The 14,703-nt window shown below is 71.1% G+C and carries 11 protein-coding genes; 5 read left to right on the plus strand and 6 right to left on the minus strand.

The genetic code is table 11. The annotated features are described in order from the left end of the window. Positions 1 to 34: 34 nt before the first annotated feature. The 3 genes from mutL to menD all read right to left on the minus strand — a co-directional run bounded on the left by mutL (position 35) and on the right by menD (position 5,569). Positions 35 to 2,590, minus strand: a complete 2,556-nt coding sequence (gene mutL, locus FN829_RS08775) for a DNA mismatch repair endonuclease MutL (protein WP_142986607.1) — start codon at positions 2,588 to 2,590, stop codon at positions 35 to 37. A 218-nt stretch (positions 2,591 to 2,808) separates the two neighbouring features. Then, a complete protein-coding gene (locus tag FN829_RS08780) occupies positions 2,809 to 3,606 on the minus strand; it encodes a DUF2797 domain-containing protein (RefSeq protein WP_142986608.1) in 798 nt (265 codons plus the stop codon). A gap of 61 nt (positions 3,607 to 3,667) precedes the next feature. Then, on the minus strand, positions 3,668 to 5,569 hold the full coding sequence (menD, locus tag FN829_RS08785; RefSeq protein ID WP_142986609.1) for a 2-succinyl-5-enolpyruvyl-6-hydroxy-3-cyclohexene-1-carboxylic-acid synthase: 1,902 nt from the start codon (positions 5,567 to 5,569) through the stop codon (positions 3,668 to 3,670). 131 nt (positions 5,570 to 5,700) lie between these two features. Here menD and FN829_RS08790 point away from each other — a divergent pair, with 131 nt between their 5' ends. Beyond that, the gene (locus FN829_RS08790; protein ID WP_142986610.1) at positions 5,701 to 6,345 is read left to right on the plus strand and encodes a nucleotide exchange factor GrpE; all 645 of its coding nucleotides are present in this window, start codon (positions 5,701 to 5,703) and stop codon (positions 6,343 to 6,345) included. 21 nt (positions 6,346 to 6,366) lie between these two features. Here FN829_RS08790 and surE read toward each other — a convergent pair whose 3' ends face one another. Further along, positions 6,367 to 7,155 carry a 5'/3'-nucleotidase SurE gene (gene surE, locus FN829_RS08795; RefSeq protein WP_142986611.1) on the minus strand — a complete coding sequence of 263 codons (789 nt, stop codon included), beginning with the start codon at positions 7,153 to 7,155 and terminating at the stop codon, positions 6,367 to 6,369. Between the two features lie 124 nt (positions 7,156 to 7,279). Here surE and FN829_RS08800 point away from each other — a divergent pair, with 124 nt between their 5' ends. Continuing rightward, positions 7,280 to 7,582, plus strand: a complete 303-nt coding sequence (locus FN829_RS08800) for a DUF5798 family protein (protein WP_142986612.1) — start codon at positions 7,280 to 7,282, stop codon at positions 7,580 to 7,582. A gap of 22 nt (positions 7,583 to 7,604) precedes the next feature. Here the strand turns inward: FN829_RS08800 and FN829_RS08805 are convergent, their stop codons facing one another. After that, positions 7,605 to 8,138 (minus strand): acyltransferase, encoded by a 534-nt coding sequence (locus tag FN829_RS08805; RefSeq protein ID WP_142986798.1) that lies wholly within the window; start codon positions 8,136 to 8,138, stop codon positions 7,605 to 7,607. A 301-nt stretch (positions 8,139 to 8,439) separates the two neighbouring features. Continuing rightward, positions 8,440 to 9,723, minus strand: a complete 1,284-nt coding sequence (purD, locus tag FN829_RS08810) for a phosphoribosylamine--glycine ligase (protein ID WP_142986613.1) — start codon at positions 9,721 to 9,723, stop codon at positions 8,440 to 8,442. 180 nt (positions 9,724 to 9,903) lie between these two features. Here purD and FN829_RS08815 point away from each other — a divergent pair, with 180 nt between their 5' ends. The 3 genes from FN829_RS08815 (at position 9,904) to FN829_RS08825 (ending at position 14,693) form a co-directional block, all read left to right on the plus strand. Then, positions 9,904 to 12,126, plus strand: coding sequence for a thioredoxin domain-containing protein (locus FN829_RS08815; protein ID WP_142986614.1), 2,223 nt, complete (start codon positions 9,904 to 9,906; stop codon positions 12,124 to 12,126). Between the two features lie 82 nt (positions 12,127 to 12,208). Beyond that, positions 12,209 to 13,585: an HAD family hydrolase gene (locus FN829_RS08820; protein WP_142986615.1), complete on the plus strand. Its 1,377-nt coding sequence runs from the start codon at positions 12,209 to 12,211 to the stop codon at positions 13,583 to 13,585. A gap of 25 nt (positions 13,586 to 13,610) precedes the next feature. Continuing rightward, positions 13,611 to 14,693, plus strand: a complete 1,083-nt coding sequence (locus FN829_RS08825; RefSeq protein WP_142986616.1) for a geranylgeranyl reductase family protein — start codon at positions 13,611 to 13,613, stop codon at positions 14,691 to 14,693. Positions 14,694 to 14,703 lie beyond the last annotated feature (10 nt).

Consider the following 14,703-nt stretch of genomic DNA (forward strand, 5'->3'; position numbering starts at 1 on the left):
AAAGCGTACCTCTCCGCGGCGGGCGGGCCGGCGATCACTCCGAGCGCCGGCCGGCGTGTCCCGGGTAGTCGCGCTCGAATCGGGACTCCAGTTCCTCGCGGTCGAGCCGGATCACGACCGGTCGGCCGTGCGGACAGGCGTAGGGGTTCTCACAACCGTCGAGCCGCTCGAGGAGGTCGACGACGCGCCCCTCCGTGAGCGACGTGTTCCCCGTCACGGAGGGGTAACACGCGAGGTCGGCGAGCAGCTCGTCGACCGCGTCGGTCACCGGATTCTCGCCGCGGGTGTCGCCGTCTTCGTCGTCGTCGGATCCGACCGACGGATCCGCGGTCCGGGCCGCGCCCGCGACGAACTCGGTGAGGACGTCCCGGAGGAGTTCGGGGTCGAGCGCAGCGTCGAAGACGGCGGGGACCGCCTCGACGACGACCTCGCGCTCGGCCGCGCGCTCGGCGCGGAACCCGATCCCCGATAATTCCCCGAGGAACTCGCCGAACAGTGCCGCCTCCCGCGCCGTCAGCTCGATCGTCACCGGCTCCGCGAGCGCCTGGGCCGGAGGGCCGTCCGCGAACTCCTGCCTGAGGCGCTCGTAGTTCACCCGCTCGTCGGCGGCGTGCTGGTCGATCAACACCAGCCCGTCGGGGGCCTCCGCGACGACGTAGGTGTCGTGGAGCTGGCCGAGCACGCGAAGCGAGGGGAGCGAGTCGTACGCGCGCTCGGCGCTCGTCTCCTCGCCCCCGAGGGTGCGCTGGTTCGTCGGGGCGCGCCGCGACGTCGGATCGGATTCCGACCCGAGACCGTCGCCGGACCCGGATCCGTCGTCAGATTCCGGTCCGATGGCCGATTCGGGTCCGGTGGCGGGATCGGAACCGGAGTCGGCAGTGAGACCGGAATCGTCGGCAGCGAGACCGGAATCGTCGGCAGCGAGACCGGAATCGTCGGCGAACGAGTCACGGTTTCCGATCGAATCTCGGCCGGCGTCGACTCCCTTCGCGCCCGTCTCCGCGCCGTCGGACTGCCAACTCCGCGGCGAAGGACGGTCCGATTCGGAGGATATCCCCCCGGTGGCGCGGTCGCTGTCGCGGTCGCGGTCGCTGTCGCGGTCACTGTCGCGGTCCGCGTCGCCGCTTCCCGAGTCTGCGAGCCCCTCGACGGCCCAGGCGTCCTCGTCGTCCGGGTCGAGTTCGGTCGCCGACGCGGGATCCGGGTCTGTGCTCCCGTCTCGGCCCCGATCGACCTCGTCCGGCCCACGTCCGCTTCGCCCGTCCGCGGCGCCCGCCCCGCCGACGACCTCGCCGTCCGCGGCGCCCGCCCCGCCGACGACCTCGCCGTCCGCGGCGCCCGCCCCGCCGACGACCTCGCCGTCCGCGGCGCCCGCCCCGCCGACGACCTCGCCGTCCGCGGCGCCCGCCCCGCCGACGACCTCGCCGTCCGCGGCGCCCGCCCCGCCGACGACCTCGCCGTCCGCGGCGCCCGCCCCGCCGACGACCTCGCCGTCCGCGGTCTCGGGAGCGACCTCGACCTCGTCGGGGGCGGACCGTCCGCGCGGCGCGGTCGACCGGATCAGCCCGTGATCGAGAAGCGCCTCTTCGACGGCCGACTCGACCGCGGCTCTGATTCCGGCCTCGCGATCGAACCGAACCTCGAGCTTCCGCGGGTGGACGTTCACGTCCACCTCGTCGGCCGGGACCTCGACGAACAGCACCGCGAACGGGTAGCGGTCGGGCGCGAGCTGGCCGCCGTACGCCTCCAGCACCGCCTCGCGGAGCGCGCCGGCGGTGACGTAGCGGCCGTTGACGTACGTCGCGAGGTAGTCGCGGGCCGACCGGGTCGTCTCCGGATGCGAGACGAGACCGGTGACGCGTTTCACGGGGTGGTCTCCGCCCGCCGTCGAGGGGCCGGGTTCCCAGTCGACTTCGAGCATCGACTCCGCGACCTGCCGGCCGTACACCGCCAGCACCGCCGACCGGAGGTCGCCGTTCCCCTCGGTCGCGAACGTCTCGCGCCCGTCGTGTTCGAGCGAGACGGCCACGTCGGGGTTGGCGAGCGCGTACCCCGTGACGACCGTGTTGACGCGGTCGAACTCCGTGGTCACCCGTTTGAGGAACTTCTTGCGGGCGGGGGTGTTATAAAAGAGGTCCTCGACCACGACGGTCGTCCCCGTCGGACAGCCCGCGGGACGCACCTCGCCGACGTCGCCGCCCTCGACGGCGACCTCCGCGCCCGCCTCGGCGTCAGGGGGGCGCGACCGGATCGTGAGCCGCGAGACCGCGCCGACGGTGTATAACGCCTCTCCGCGGAATCCGAGCGTCCCGACGCCCGCCTCGAGGTCGTCGATGTCGGCGATCTTCGAGGTGGCGTGTTCGGCGACCGCGGCCTCGAGCTGGTCTTCCGGGATCCCGACGCCGTCGTCGCGGACGCGGATCCCCTCGGTTCCGCCGGCCTCGACCGAGACGGCTACGCGGCTCGCGCCCGCGTCGAGGCTGTTCTCGATCAGCTCCTTCACGACGCTGGCCGGGCGCTCGACGACCTCGCCCGCGGCGATCCGCTGGATCGTCCCTTCGTCCAACCGTTCGATCTCGGGCGGCTCCATCACTGCTCGTGGGTGGGGGAAGGGCGTACTTGAAACCGTCCCCGACGGGTCGCCCCCTTATCGTCCTCGGTCCGGCTCGAACGCGGTGGCGCGCCTCCGAGCGGCCCGCTGGGGCACGCAGAGCGCCGGCGACCGACGAGGCAGGGGAGGTGTTCACCGCGCCGACAACGATGTACGCTGAGAGTCGGAGACGTACCATCGGCCATACTCAAAGGCATTCATTCGCCGAACGCGCCAAGACTCGACTGGAGGTCGCGGTCGGGAATCTCCTCGGTGAGTTCGTATCCCACCAACTCCCGCGCGTCGACGGCGTACGTCGAGCCGTTGCGGTCGATCACCAGCACTCGGCCCTTCCAGCCGCGGACCGTCCCGGCCGCCATCGTCTCCGCGACCGGCCGCTCGTCGAGGTCGAGCCCGTACTCGAAGTCGAACCGCTCGATCGGGTCGAACCGCTCGACCAACGCCTCCCACGCCTCTCCGTCGACCGCCCGACCGAAGCCGTCGAGCTTCGTCGGCACCCGGACGCGGTCGACGAGGTCCGGTCCGCTCGCGAGCTCGGCCTCGACCTCGCGGGCGACCCGGCCGTCGGGGAACGTCCGGACGTGTGCCGCCCGGTCGGCCCCCTGCTCTCGGAGTCGGGTCTCGAGCCGCCACAGCCGGGTGACGCCCACCTTGAACGTGTCGGGCGCGAACGCCGCGAGGTACATCGCGTGCTCCTCGTGACAATCCATCTCGTCTTTGAGACACGTTCCGGTACACCGCGCGCACACCCAGACGCTCGAGTGCGCGTCACAGTAGGGGGCGCCGTCGGCGTCACAGGAGACGTGACCGCCGTCGTGGACCGTCCCGGCACACCGACGGTCGCCGAGCCCGAAGGAGAGGTCGGTGCCGGGGGCGGCGTCGACGTACTCCACGTCGCCGTCGACGGCGACGTGGAACCCGCCGCCCCCGGCCGCGCCGCTCCCGGACGCGTTTCCGTCATCGACGCCACCCGTCTCGTACCCGACGACCTGCACGGTCGAGATAGGGGATTCGGCGACTAATAACGTTCGCACGCCCGGCGTGATCCGCCGTTTCTCACTCCGTCCCGTCCCCGTGAACCGCGCGCTCGACCGCCGCCGCCAGCCGCTCGCGCGTCCGGTGACTCGACTCGGCGTCGGTCCGCACCTCGATCAGGTGGGAGCCGTCCGCGTCGCGGGCGCGGCGGTACGCGGCCGCGAGCGCGTCGGTCGGATCAGCCGTCTCCGACCCGGATCCATCACCCGACCCGGGCCCATCGCCCGATTCCCCTCCCGATCCGGGGCGGGCGTCGATCCGGACGTACTCGAGCCCGTGGAGGTCGGCCATCGGCTCGAACTCGAGCCCGTGCGGCGTCTTGAACTCCGACGTGAAGGGCGGGTCGAACGACTCGATCGGGAGCGCGTGGAAGATCCCGCCGCCGTCGTTGTTGAGGAGCACGACCGTGACGTCGACGTCACACCGGTCGATCGCGAGCAGCCCGTTCGTGTCGTGATACAGCGCGAGGTCGCCGACGACGAGGGTGAGGTCGTCAGTGGTCGCCGAGCCCGCGCCGAGCGCGCTCGAGACGATCCCGTCGATCCCGGAGACGCCACGGTTGCCGAGGACCGTCAGGTTCGTCGTCGACGGCGGGACGAACCGGTCGAGGTCGCGGACCGGCATCGAGTTGGAGACGAAGAGCGTCGACGGGTCCGGGGCCTCCTCGGCGACGACACGAAGCACGTCGCCCTCGTGGAACCCGCCGGGTCCCTCCAGGTCGGCTCCATCATCGTCGACCTCTCCCCGGTGGAACTCGCTGGCGGCCCGGTCGGCCGCCTCCCACTGCTCGCGCCACGCCGGGTCGCCGCTGCCGGCGACGAGCCGCGAGAGGCGGGCGCAGAGGCGGTTCGGCTCGGCGACGACGAGGTCCGTCGCCGCGAACTCGGCCTCGCGCCATCGTCCGGCGGGATCGACCGCGTACTGGTCCGCGCCGGTGCCGGCGAGGTACTTCCGGAGCCGCTTCGAGGTCGGCGACGCGCCGAGCCGGATCACGACCTCGGGGTCGGTCCAGCCGTCCGCGACGGGCAGCTCGTCGTCCGCCCCGCCATCGCCCGCAACCGCCGCCGACAGGTACGCGTCGTAGTTGCCGACCACCGGCGCGACCCGCGTGTGCCCGCCGAACCGGAGCCCCGAGAGCGGGTCGGCGAGGATCGGGTATCCCGTGGCGTGGGAAAGCGCAGTGACCGCCTCGGGATCGAGTCCCGGCGGATCCGCCGGTCCGGCCACGATCAGCCCGCGGTCCGCGGAACACGCCTCCGCGAGCGCCCGGAGGGCGGTTTCCTCCGGCTCCGGTGACCCCGGCATCACGTCGACGTACGGCCCCTCGCGACCCGTGGCCGCGGTCGTCTCGAGGTCGTCCGGCACGTCGCCCTCGACCGGCGTCGGCTCGAGCGGCTTCGCGAACGGAACGTTGAGGTGGACGGGTCCCGCGTTCGCGCTCTCCGCGGTCGCCACCGCACGATCGACCGTGGTCCGGAGCGAGCGGAGCGCGCGGTCGGTCGCCGCTGGCTCGGAGAGGTCCTTGTAGAGGCGGACCGCGTCCCCGTACAGCTTCTCCTGGTCGGCGGTCTGGTTGGCCCCGGAGTCGCGGAGTTCGGGCGGCCGGTCGGCGGTGAGCGCTAAAAGTGGCACGCGAGCGTTGTCGGCCTCCATCACCGCGGGGTGGTAGTTGGCGGCGGCGGTGCCGGAGGTACAGATCAGCGGCGTCACGCGGCCGGTTCGACGCGCGCGGCCCAGAGCGAAGTAGGCGGCCGAGCGCTCGTCGAGCTGGGAGAACAGGTGGAGATCCTCGTGGCGCGCGGCGGCGACCGTCAGCGGCGTCGATCGACTGCCGGGCGAGACGACGACGCTATCCACGCCCATGGCGACGAGTTCGTCGACCATCGCCCGCGCCCACAGGGTGTTCCGGTTCGGTGCGGTCATCACCGACCGTAAGTCGTGCCGGGATAAGTAACCCGGCAGGTCGCGGTCGTTCGCGCCCACGGTCACGTCACGGTCGGCGATCGCGGCCACGTTCTACAACGCTTATACACGCCCGCGGCCTTCGATCGGACATGAGCGAAGACGACGCCGTCGAGGTCGAGTCTCCGGGAGAGCCCGACGCGACCGCCGATCCAGCCGAGGGCGAGACGGTCGGAACCGCCGACGCGACCGAGGAGGCCGGAACCGACGGATCGGACGCGGACGAGACCCTCCTCTCTGACCGCGTCGCCGATCACGACGAGGCGCTCGCCGAGGAGGTGGCGGAAATCGAGGCGGAACTCGAGGAACGCCGCGAGGAGGTCGACGAGCTGACGAGCAAGCTCGCGCGCGTCCGCGCCGACTTCAGCAACTACAAGCAGCGGGCCAAACGCAAACGCGAGGAGATCCGCGAGCGGGCCTCAGAGTCGCTCGTCGAGCGGATCGCGCCGGTCCGAAACGACCTCGTCCGGGCGCTCGATCAGGAGGACGGCAGCGACATCCGTCCGGGCGTGGAGTCGACCCTCGAGAAGTTCGACGAGGTGCTCGAAGACGAGGGCGTCGAGCCGATCGAGCCGGAGCCCGGCGCGGAGGTCGACCCGGCGCGCCACCAGGTCATGCTCCGCGTCGACAGCGACCAGCCCGACGGCACCGTCCACGAGGTGTACGAGCCCGGGTACGAGATGGGCGACCGCGTCATCAGCGAGGCACAGGTGACCGTCAGCAACGGCGGCGAGTGACGAGTAGCGGGCTCTGACGCGCTACTCTCGGTCACCGTACCGCTCCGCGAGCCCATCGAGCGCGCCGTTCGTCGCGACGTCGTGCGGGACGGAAAGCGGCGAGACCGACACCTCGCCGTCGACCACCGCCCGCCGGTCGGTGCCGACCGGGTCGGGAACGTCCGCCTCGGTCATCCGTCCCCAGATCGGGTCGTCGAAGGTGACTCCGCCGTTCCCGTCGCGTTCGGCGGTCATGCCGTACCAGTCCGACGGGCGCGTCACTCGCATCGGCGCGCGATCGCCGTCGGCGATCGGCGCGTTCACGTTGAGGTAGTCGACGGCCTCGAAGACGCCGGCGTCGAACGCGTTGTCGAGGAGGTACCGGGTGGCGCGAGCGGCGTGATCGAACTCCCCTGCCTCCAACTCCCGCTTCCACCAGTCCTCGCCGCCCGGAACGTACATCGACGTCGCCACCGCGGGAACGCCGAAGAACGCGGCCTCCACGGCGGCCGAGACGGTCCCCGAGCGGCCGAGGACGTACGATCCGAGGTTCGCCCCCTCGTTACAGCCGGCGATGACGCAGTCCGCGTCGGGGACGAGCTCGTCCAGTCCGGCGACGACGCAGTCGACGGGCGTCCCCTCGACCGCGTAGCCGAGCTCGTGTTCCGAGACCGTCGCGCCGTCCGACAGCGCCCGCCCGACTGACGAGCAGTCGCCGGTCGGAGCCACGGTCACGACGTCGTACTCGTCCGCGAGGGCGTCACGGAGGGCTCTCAGACCGACGGCATCGATGCCGTCGTCGTTCGTCAACAGGATCCGGTCGGCGCTCACACCGAACGCTGGTCGGGTTCGGAGAAAAGTCCATCGTCGCACCGAGGAACTCGCGATCCGACCCGACCCGATCCGTTCCGCGGCGAACGGAAAAGCACAGGTAGCGCCGGGACGACGCGTCGGTATGGGATTCGGCGACACCGCGAAGAAGATCCAGACGCTCGCCGACAGGGCGGAGCGCACGTACCAGAAGATCAACGAACTCCGGACGGAGGTCGAGGAGACGCAGACGACGGTGCTCGACACCTCGGAGCGCGTCCAGGCGCTCGAAAACGAGATGGCCGAACAGCGCGCGGTCCTCGACGCGGTCGCTCGCGAAGTCGGCGTGGACCTCGACGCGGTGAGCACCGAGGCGCACATCGTCGAGGCCGAGACCGGAAGCGACGGCGACAGCGACGAGGCCGAAAGCGACTCCGACGAGAACTGAGACGGACGATATCGAACGATCGTCAGGCGCTCGAGGACGCGGTCCCGTCGTCGTCGTCGGCTCGGGAGACGACCTCCGCGGGCACGCCCGCGACCGTCGTCCGCGGCGGGACGTCCTCGGCCACGAGCGAGTTGGCGGCGACGCGCGCGCCATCTCCGACCGTGACGCCGGGGAGGACGACCGCGCCCGCGCCGATCATCGCGCGGTCGCCGATCACCACGTCGCCGAGGCGGTACTCGTCCTGGAGGAACTCGTGGCACAACAGCGTGGCGTCGTAGCCCACGATCGCGTCGTCGCCGACGGTGATCCGCTCGGGCCAGAACACGTCGGGCGTCGACTCGAGCCCCCAGGAGACGCCCACCCCGACCGTCACGCCGATCCACGAGAGCAGCCGGTTCTTGAGCCGGAGGCTCGGACAGATCCGCGCGAGGACGATCACGAGGTAGTTGCGCACGACGACGAGCGGCGACTTCGCGTCGGGCCACGACCACAGCGAGTTCCGAACGCCGCCGGTCCGGTGACGCTCCAGCCGGTCGGCGCGCGTCTCGGCCCCCAGACTCCGGCCGTCACCGTCGCCCTCGGCCGATCGGTCGGTCCCACCGGTCCCGTCGGTCGTGTCCTCGTCGCTCACGCCCGTCCGTTCGCGGCGCGGGGCTAAAAGGCTCGCTTCCGGCGAGGGCCGGTCCAGATCTCCCGGTCGTCGCGACCCCGCCGCCGTGCGCCGACACGCCGAGGGTTCAAACCGGTTGCCGCCGCAGACGGCTCACGACGGATCGACGGCTCACGGCAGGCCTGAGCGGGTGTGCGGTCTACCGCCGTGAGGAGAAGAGAGGAGACCGCCTGTTCGCTATCCCGAGTTACTCCCGGAGTTCGGCCATGTGTTCGGTCCGTTTCTCGAGCAGTTCCGGCTTCCCGATGTCGTGGCGGATCCGGACGCGGTCGCCCGCCGCTGACAGCGCTGCGTCCGCCTCCGCCTCCGCAGCCGCGATGGAGTCGCCGCGGCCGACGACCGCGAACGACCGCGAGGTGGTCGTGTAGATCCCGTCCTCGCGCTCGTCGACGCTCGCGTAGTAGAGCAGCGCGTCGCCGACGCTCTCCTCGTCGACCGCGATCCGCGCGCCGCCGTCTGGGTCCGTCGGGTACCCGTCCGGGACGGCGTACTTACACACGGTCGCCTCGCCCGAGAACTCGAGTTCGGGCAGCGCGTCGCCGTCGCGGGCGGCGGTCAACACGTCGATGAACGGCGTCTCGAGGACCGGGAGCGTGTTCATCGCCTCCGGGTCGCCGAAGCGCGCGTTGAACTCGACCACCTTCGGTCCCGCCGCGGTCAGCATGAACTGGCCGTAGAGGACGCCCTTGTAGTCGGGGAGCGCGTCGACGACCGCGTCGAGCACGTCGAGGGCGGCCTCGTAGTCGCCGGCTTCCATGAACGGGAGCGAGGGTCCGGTGTCGGAGTACGAACCCATCCCGCCCGTGTTCGGCCCCTCGTCGCCCTCGTAGGCCCGCTTGTGGTCCTGGACCGCCGGCGTCGCACGGAACTCGCCGTCGGCGACGAACGCCTGGATCGTGAACTCCTCGCCGACCAGTCGCTCCTCGAGGACGACGCGGTCGTATCCGGACTCCCGGAGGTACGTCTTCGCCTCCTCGGCGGTGACCTGGTCGCCGATCACTTTCACGCCCTTGCCGCCGGTGAGGCCGGCGGGCTTCACCGCGAGGTCGCCGTCGTACTCGTCGACGTACGCACAGGCGGCGTCCATGTCGTCGAACACCTCGAAGTCTGGACAGCCGGGCACGTCCGCCTCGCGCATGAACCGGCGCTGGTACGCCTTGTCGGTCTCCAGCCGCGCTTCCGCCTCTCGCGGACCGAACGCGTACACGCCGGCGTCGTCGAGGGCGTCCGCGACGCCGGCTTCGAGCGCCGACTCGGGACCGATGACCGCGAGGTCCGCGCCCACGTCGGTCGCGAACGCGACGATCGCGTCCGCGTCGGTCTCCTCGACCGTCTCGAACCCGTCCGCGAGCCGGCGGATCCCGGGGTTTCGGTTGCTCGCACAGGCGTACAGCGAACAGTCGTCGGCGAGCGCCCGGGCGATCGCGTGTTCGCGTCCGCCGCCGCCGATCAGGAGCGCGGTCTCCGTCATGGATGACGGATACCCACATCGTAGTGTAAGTCTTGCCCTCTCGATCGACTGATCGATCCATGATTGTGGGTGTTCGAAAGAGCGGATCGCCAACGGCGGATCGCATCGGAGGATCTGGCCGCGCCGTCTCGTCCGGCCTCGTGTAGCGGGGTTTTTCCGACGCGCGGGCCAATCCGGCCCATGTCACAGCCGACGGAACGGAACCGGCTCGACGAGGAGCCGAGCCCGTACCTCCAACAGCACGCCGACAACCCGGTCAACTGGCAGCCGTGGGGCGAGGCGGCGTTCGAGCGCGCTCGCGAACACGACGTGCCCGTGTTCGTCTCCATCGGCTACTCCGCCTGTCACTGGTGTCACGTCATGGAGGAGGAGAGCTTCGCCGACGAGGAGACCGCGGCGCTACTCAACGAGTCGTTCGTCCCGATCAAGGTCGACCGCGAGGAGCGTCCCGACGTCGACAGCACCTTCATGACGGTCTCACAGCTCGTCACGGGCGGCGGCGGGTGGCCACTGTCGGCGTGGTGTACCCCCGACGGCAAGCCCTTCTACGTCGGGACGTACTTCCCGCCGGAGCCGCGGGGAAACCATCCCTCGTTCCCGGGGCTCTGTCGCCGGATCGCCGACTCCTGGAGCGACCCCGAACAGCGCGGGGAGATGGAGCGCCGCGCCGAGCAGTGGACCGCGAGCGCGCGCGACGAGATCGAATCCGTCCCCGACTCCTCGGGTACGAACGACCCGCCCGGTTCGGGACTTCTCGACGAGGCGGCCGCGACAGCGATGCGGAGCGTCGACGAGGAGCACGGCGGGTTCGGTTCGAGCGGCCCGAAGTTCCCGATGCCGGGACGCGTGGACCTCCTGATTCGGGCGGCCGCGCGGAGCGGCCGCGAGGAACTCCTGCGGGCGGCGACGCGGACGCTCGACGGGATGACCGCGGGCGGGATGTACGACCAGATCGGCGGGGGGTTCCACCGCTACGCGGTCGACCGCGAGTGGACGATCCCTCACTTCGAGAAGATGCTGTACGACAACGCCGAGCTGCCGATGGTCTACCTCGACGGACACCGACTGACCGGCGACGCCGCCTATGCCCGCGTGGCCGCCGAGTCGCTGGCGTTTCTTGAGCGCGAGCTTCGTCACCCGGACGGAGGATTCTTCAGCACGCTCGATGCGCGCAGCCCGCAACCCCCGAGCCGCGCCGGCGACGACCCCGACGAGCGGGTTGAGGGCGCGTTCTACGCGTGGACCCCCGAGGAGGTCGACGCCGTTCTCGAGGAGCCGGCGGCGTCGATCGCGCGGGCCCGGTACGGGATCGAACCCGGCGGGAACTTCGAGCGCGGGACGACGGTTCCGACGCTGGCGACTTCGATCGCGGAGCTGGCCGCGGAGCACGACCGGTCCGAGTCGGAGATCCGGGAGATCCTCATCGAATCCCGGACCGCTCTCTTCGACGCTCGCGAGGAGCGCCCGCGACCCGCCCGCGACGAGAAGGTGCTGGCGTCGTGGAACGGTCGGGCGATCTCGGCGTTCGCGACGGCGGGAACCGTGCTGGGCGAGTCGTACGCCGACCTGGCCGCGGAGGCCCTCGCGTTCTGTCGGGACCGGCTGTACGACGCCGAGGAGGGACTACTCGATCGGCGATGGCTCGACGGCGACGTGGCCGGGCCGGGCTACCTCGACGACTACGCGTTCCTCGCGCGCGGCGCGCTCGACGTGTACTCGGCGACGGGCGACGTCGACGCGCTCGCATTCGCGCTGGAGCTGGCGGAGGCGCTCGTCGACGACTTCTACGACCCGGACGCGGGAACGATCTACTTCACCCGCGATCCCGACGGCGACGAGGGTGGTGAGGCGGACGGGACGGACGGAAGCGACGCGACGGGCGGCTCCGACTCGGGCGGCGACGGGACGCTCTTCGCTCGGCCACAGGAGTTCGCGGACCGGTCGACGCCGTCGAGTCTCGGGGTGGCGGCGGAGACGCTCGCGGTTCTCGACGGGTTCCGGACCGACGACCGGTTCCGCGAGATCGCCGAGACGGTCGTGAGGACCCACGCGGACCGGATCCGTGCGAGCCCGCTCGAGCACGTCTCGCTGGTGCGGGCGGCCGAGCGCGTCGAGGCCGGCGGGATCGAGGTGACGGTCGCGGCCGAGGAGATTCCCTCGGCGTGGCGCGAGACGCTCGCTGACAGCTACCTCCCCGGAGCGATCGTCGCGCGTCGCCCGCCGACCGATTCCGGGCTCGACGAGTGGCTCGATCGACTCGGGCTCGAGGACGCGCCGCCGGTCTGGAAGGGCCGCGACGCCGACGGCGACGAGCCGACCGTCTACGTCTGTGAGGGGTTCACGTGCTCGCCCCCCGAGACCGACCTCGACGCGGCGCTCGAGTGGCTCGCGGACCGCGAGTGACGCCATCGCCGAGGTCGCCGCGACGGACGGTTTCCACCCGACGATCGAACGCGCTTAACGGGTCGAGCGATCCGGGACGGGTATGAAGCGGTACGACCTCCTCTACCGACTGTACGACGAGTTCGACACGGCGGCACTCCGGGAGCACCAGTCGTTCGTCGACCTGTTTCCGCCGGTCGATTCGCGGGTCGCGCTGGATCACTGGGAGGACGCGAGCGAGGAGCTGACCCGGCGGAAGACGGCGATCGCCGACGCGATTCCACACGGTGAGACGTTCGCGGAGGTGGCGTCGTACGCCGATCGCGAGACCGCGTTCACCGCCCTCGATCTACTGAACCGGTACGGTCGCGCGGTGGACGCGCTCGTGCTCGACGTCGACGAGACGCTTCGATCGGCGGGCGGGACGGACAACGAGATCCCGCGCGAGACGCTCCACATGCTGGGAAAGCTCCACGAATCCGGCGTCCCGATCGTCGTCTGTACGGGACAGACCCTCGAGAACGTCAAGGGGTTCGCGATCCAGGGCCTCGGCAACGAACTCGTCCACTCCGGCACGCTGTCGATCGTCTACGAGGCCGGCAACGGCGTGTTCACGCCCGGGCACGGCTCGCGCACGAAACGGTTGCTCTACGAGGACCTCGGCGAGAAAGTCCGGACGGTGTTCGACGAGGTGCGCTCACGCGTGCTGCCGGCGGCCCCGCGGAACGTCCGCCGCGGCTGCCATCTCCAGGGCAACGAGTTCAACGTCACCCTGAAGCCGAACTTCGAGACCGGCAGCGACGCCGCCGAAACGGTGATCGATGACGGGTTGGTCCACCTGATCGATCTCCTCGGCGAGGCCGTCGTCGAGACGGTCGAAGGGAACGCCGGAGCGAGCGAGACGAACGACGAGCCGGCCGGTGACGGAGCCGCGTGGGCGCGCGCTCACTACGCGGCCGCCGACCCCGAGATCCGTGAGGTGCTGGCGTCGAACGCTGCCGGTTCGGACGACGACACCGGCACGAACTCGGACGGCGACACCTCGGTCCCGGACGTCGACATCGGGTCGATCCCGGAGGCGGTCCGGGCGCTGTTCGACGGGATCGACGTCGGGTACTACCGCGCCGACGCGGCCGAGATCGGCTCGTTGGAGCTGAACAAAGCCGCCGGCGTGGAGGCGGCACTCGACGTGCTCGGCGTCGAGGACCCGTTCGTGCTCGTGATGGGCGACAGCAAGTCGGACCTGCGCGTGATGGAGTGGGCTGCCGAGAACGCCGCCGGGATCGCCGCCGCGCCGGAGCACGCCTCCGCGGACGTCCTCGCTCACGTCTGTGGAGGCGACGAACTCGTATACGGACGCGGACAGGCGGCCGAGATCCTCCGAGCCGTCCACGCGCTGAACCGGCTCGCGGACCTCGACGACGGTTCCGCAAGCGGGCGCCCGACGGCCGAGACGCGCGATCGACGACCGCTTAATTAAATACGCGGGCGACGTGCCCACGGACATGTACGACTTCGTCGTCGTCGGCGCGGGCCCGCCGGGGTCGCGGTTCGCCCGCCGGGCGGCCGAGAACGGGTACGACGTAGTCGCCTTCGAGAAGGGCGAGATCGGCGAGCCGCTGGCCTGCTCCGGGCACGTCTCGACCGACGTCTGGGAGTACGTCCCGGACGAAGCGCGGAGCGAGCTGTTTCAAAACCGGGTGTTCGGCGCGCGCTTCCACGTCGGCGGACCGGGATCGAAGCCGTACCGGTTCTACAAGCGCGAGCCGGTTTCGAACGTCATCGACCGCGTCGGGCTCGACCGCGCGCTCGCGGAGTGCGCACGCGACGCGGGTGCGGACGTCCGGGAGGGCCACACCGTCACGGGTATCGAGGAGCGCGCGGACCGCGTCGTCGTCGAGGTCAGCGTCGCCGGCGGCGGCACCGAGACCGTCGAGGCGCGGATGGTCGCCGGCTGTGACGGGCCGACCTCCCGCGTTCGCCGCGCCGTCGGGATCGACGAGCCGGAGGAACTCCTCCACGGCGTGCTCGCGTTCGACCCGGAGCCGGACGACCGCGACTACGTCGACGTCCACCTCACCGCGCCGCGCTTCTTCGCGTGGCGGATCCCGCGCGGGGACGCCGGCGTCGAGTACGGGCTCGCCGCCCCGCCCGGCGAGGACGTGTCGGCCCGGTTCGACCGACTGACCGACGCCTACGGGGTCGACACCGAGCGGTTCTGTTCGGGCGCGATCCCGATCGGACCGCCGGAGTCGGTGACGACCGATCGGGTCCTCCTGATCGGCGACGCCGCGGCCCAGACCAAGCCGTTCACCGGCGGCGGGATCCTCTACGGGATGACCGCCGCGGACGTCGCCGCGGAGACGATCGATCCGACGGACCCGGGGACGCTCGCCGACTACGAGGCGGGCTGGCGAGACGAGCTTGCGACCGAGATCCGTCTCGGAAAGCTGATCCGGGCGTGCTACTCGCTTCCCGAACCGATCCAGCACCTGGGGTTACGGGCGCTTTCCGGCGAGATCGGCGTCCACATGGACCGGCCGTCCTCGTTCCTCTCGCGTGAGCACCTGCGGCGACTGCTCTCCTGAAGAGTCTCCG

This window comes from Halorubrum cibi (assembly GCF_900182635.1).
In the GTDB taxonomy this organism is placed as follows: domain Archaea; phylum Halobacteriota; class Halobacteria; order Halobacteriales; family Haloferacaceae; genus Halorubrum; species Halorubrum cibi.

Coding starts and splice junctions, on each gene's coding strand:
- mutL (WP_142986607.1), bottom strand. CDS start 2,590: ATGGAGCCGCCCGAGATCGAACGGTTGGACGAAGGGACGATCCAGCGG.
- menD (WP_142986609.1), bottom strand. CDS start 5,569: ATGACCGCACCGAACCGGAACACCCTGTGGGCGCGGGCGATGGTCGAC.
- FN829_RS08790 (WP_142986610.1), top strand. CDS start 5,701: ATGAGCGAAGACGACGCCGTCGAGGTCGAGTCTCCGGGAGAGCCCGAC.
- FN829_RS08800 (WP_142986612.1), top strand. CDS start 7,280: ATGGGATTCGGCGACACCGCGAAGAAGATCCAGACGCTCGCCGACAGG.
- purD (WP_142986613.1), bottom strand. CDS start 9,723: ATGACGGAGACCGCGCTCCTGATCGGCGGCGGCGGACGCGAACACGCG.
- FN829_RS08815 (WP_142986614.1), top strand. CDS start 9,904: ATGTCACAGCCGACGGAACGGAACCGGCTCGACGAGGAGCCGAGCCCG.
- FN829_RS08820 (WP_142986615.1), top strand. CDS start 12,209: ATGAAGCGGTACGACCTCCTCTACCGACTGTACGACGAGTTCGACACG.
- FN829_RS08825 (WP_142986616.1), top strand. CDS start 13,611: ATGTACGACTTCGTCGTCGTCGGCGCGGGCCCGCCGGGGTCGCGGTTC.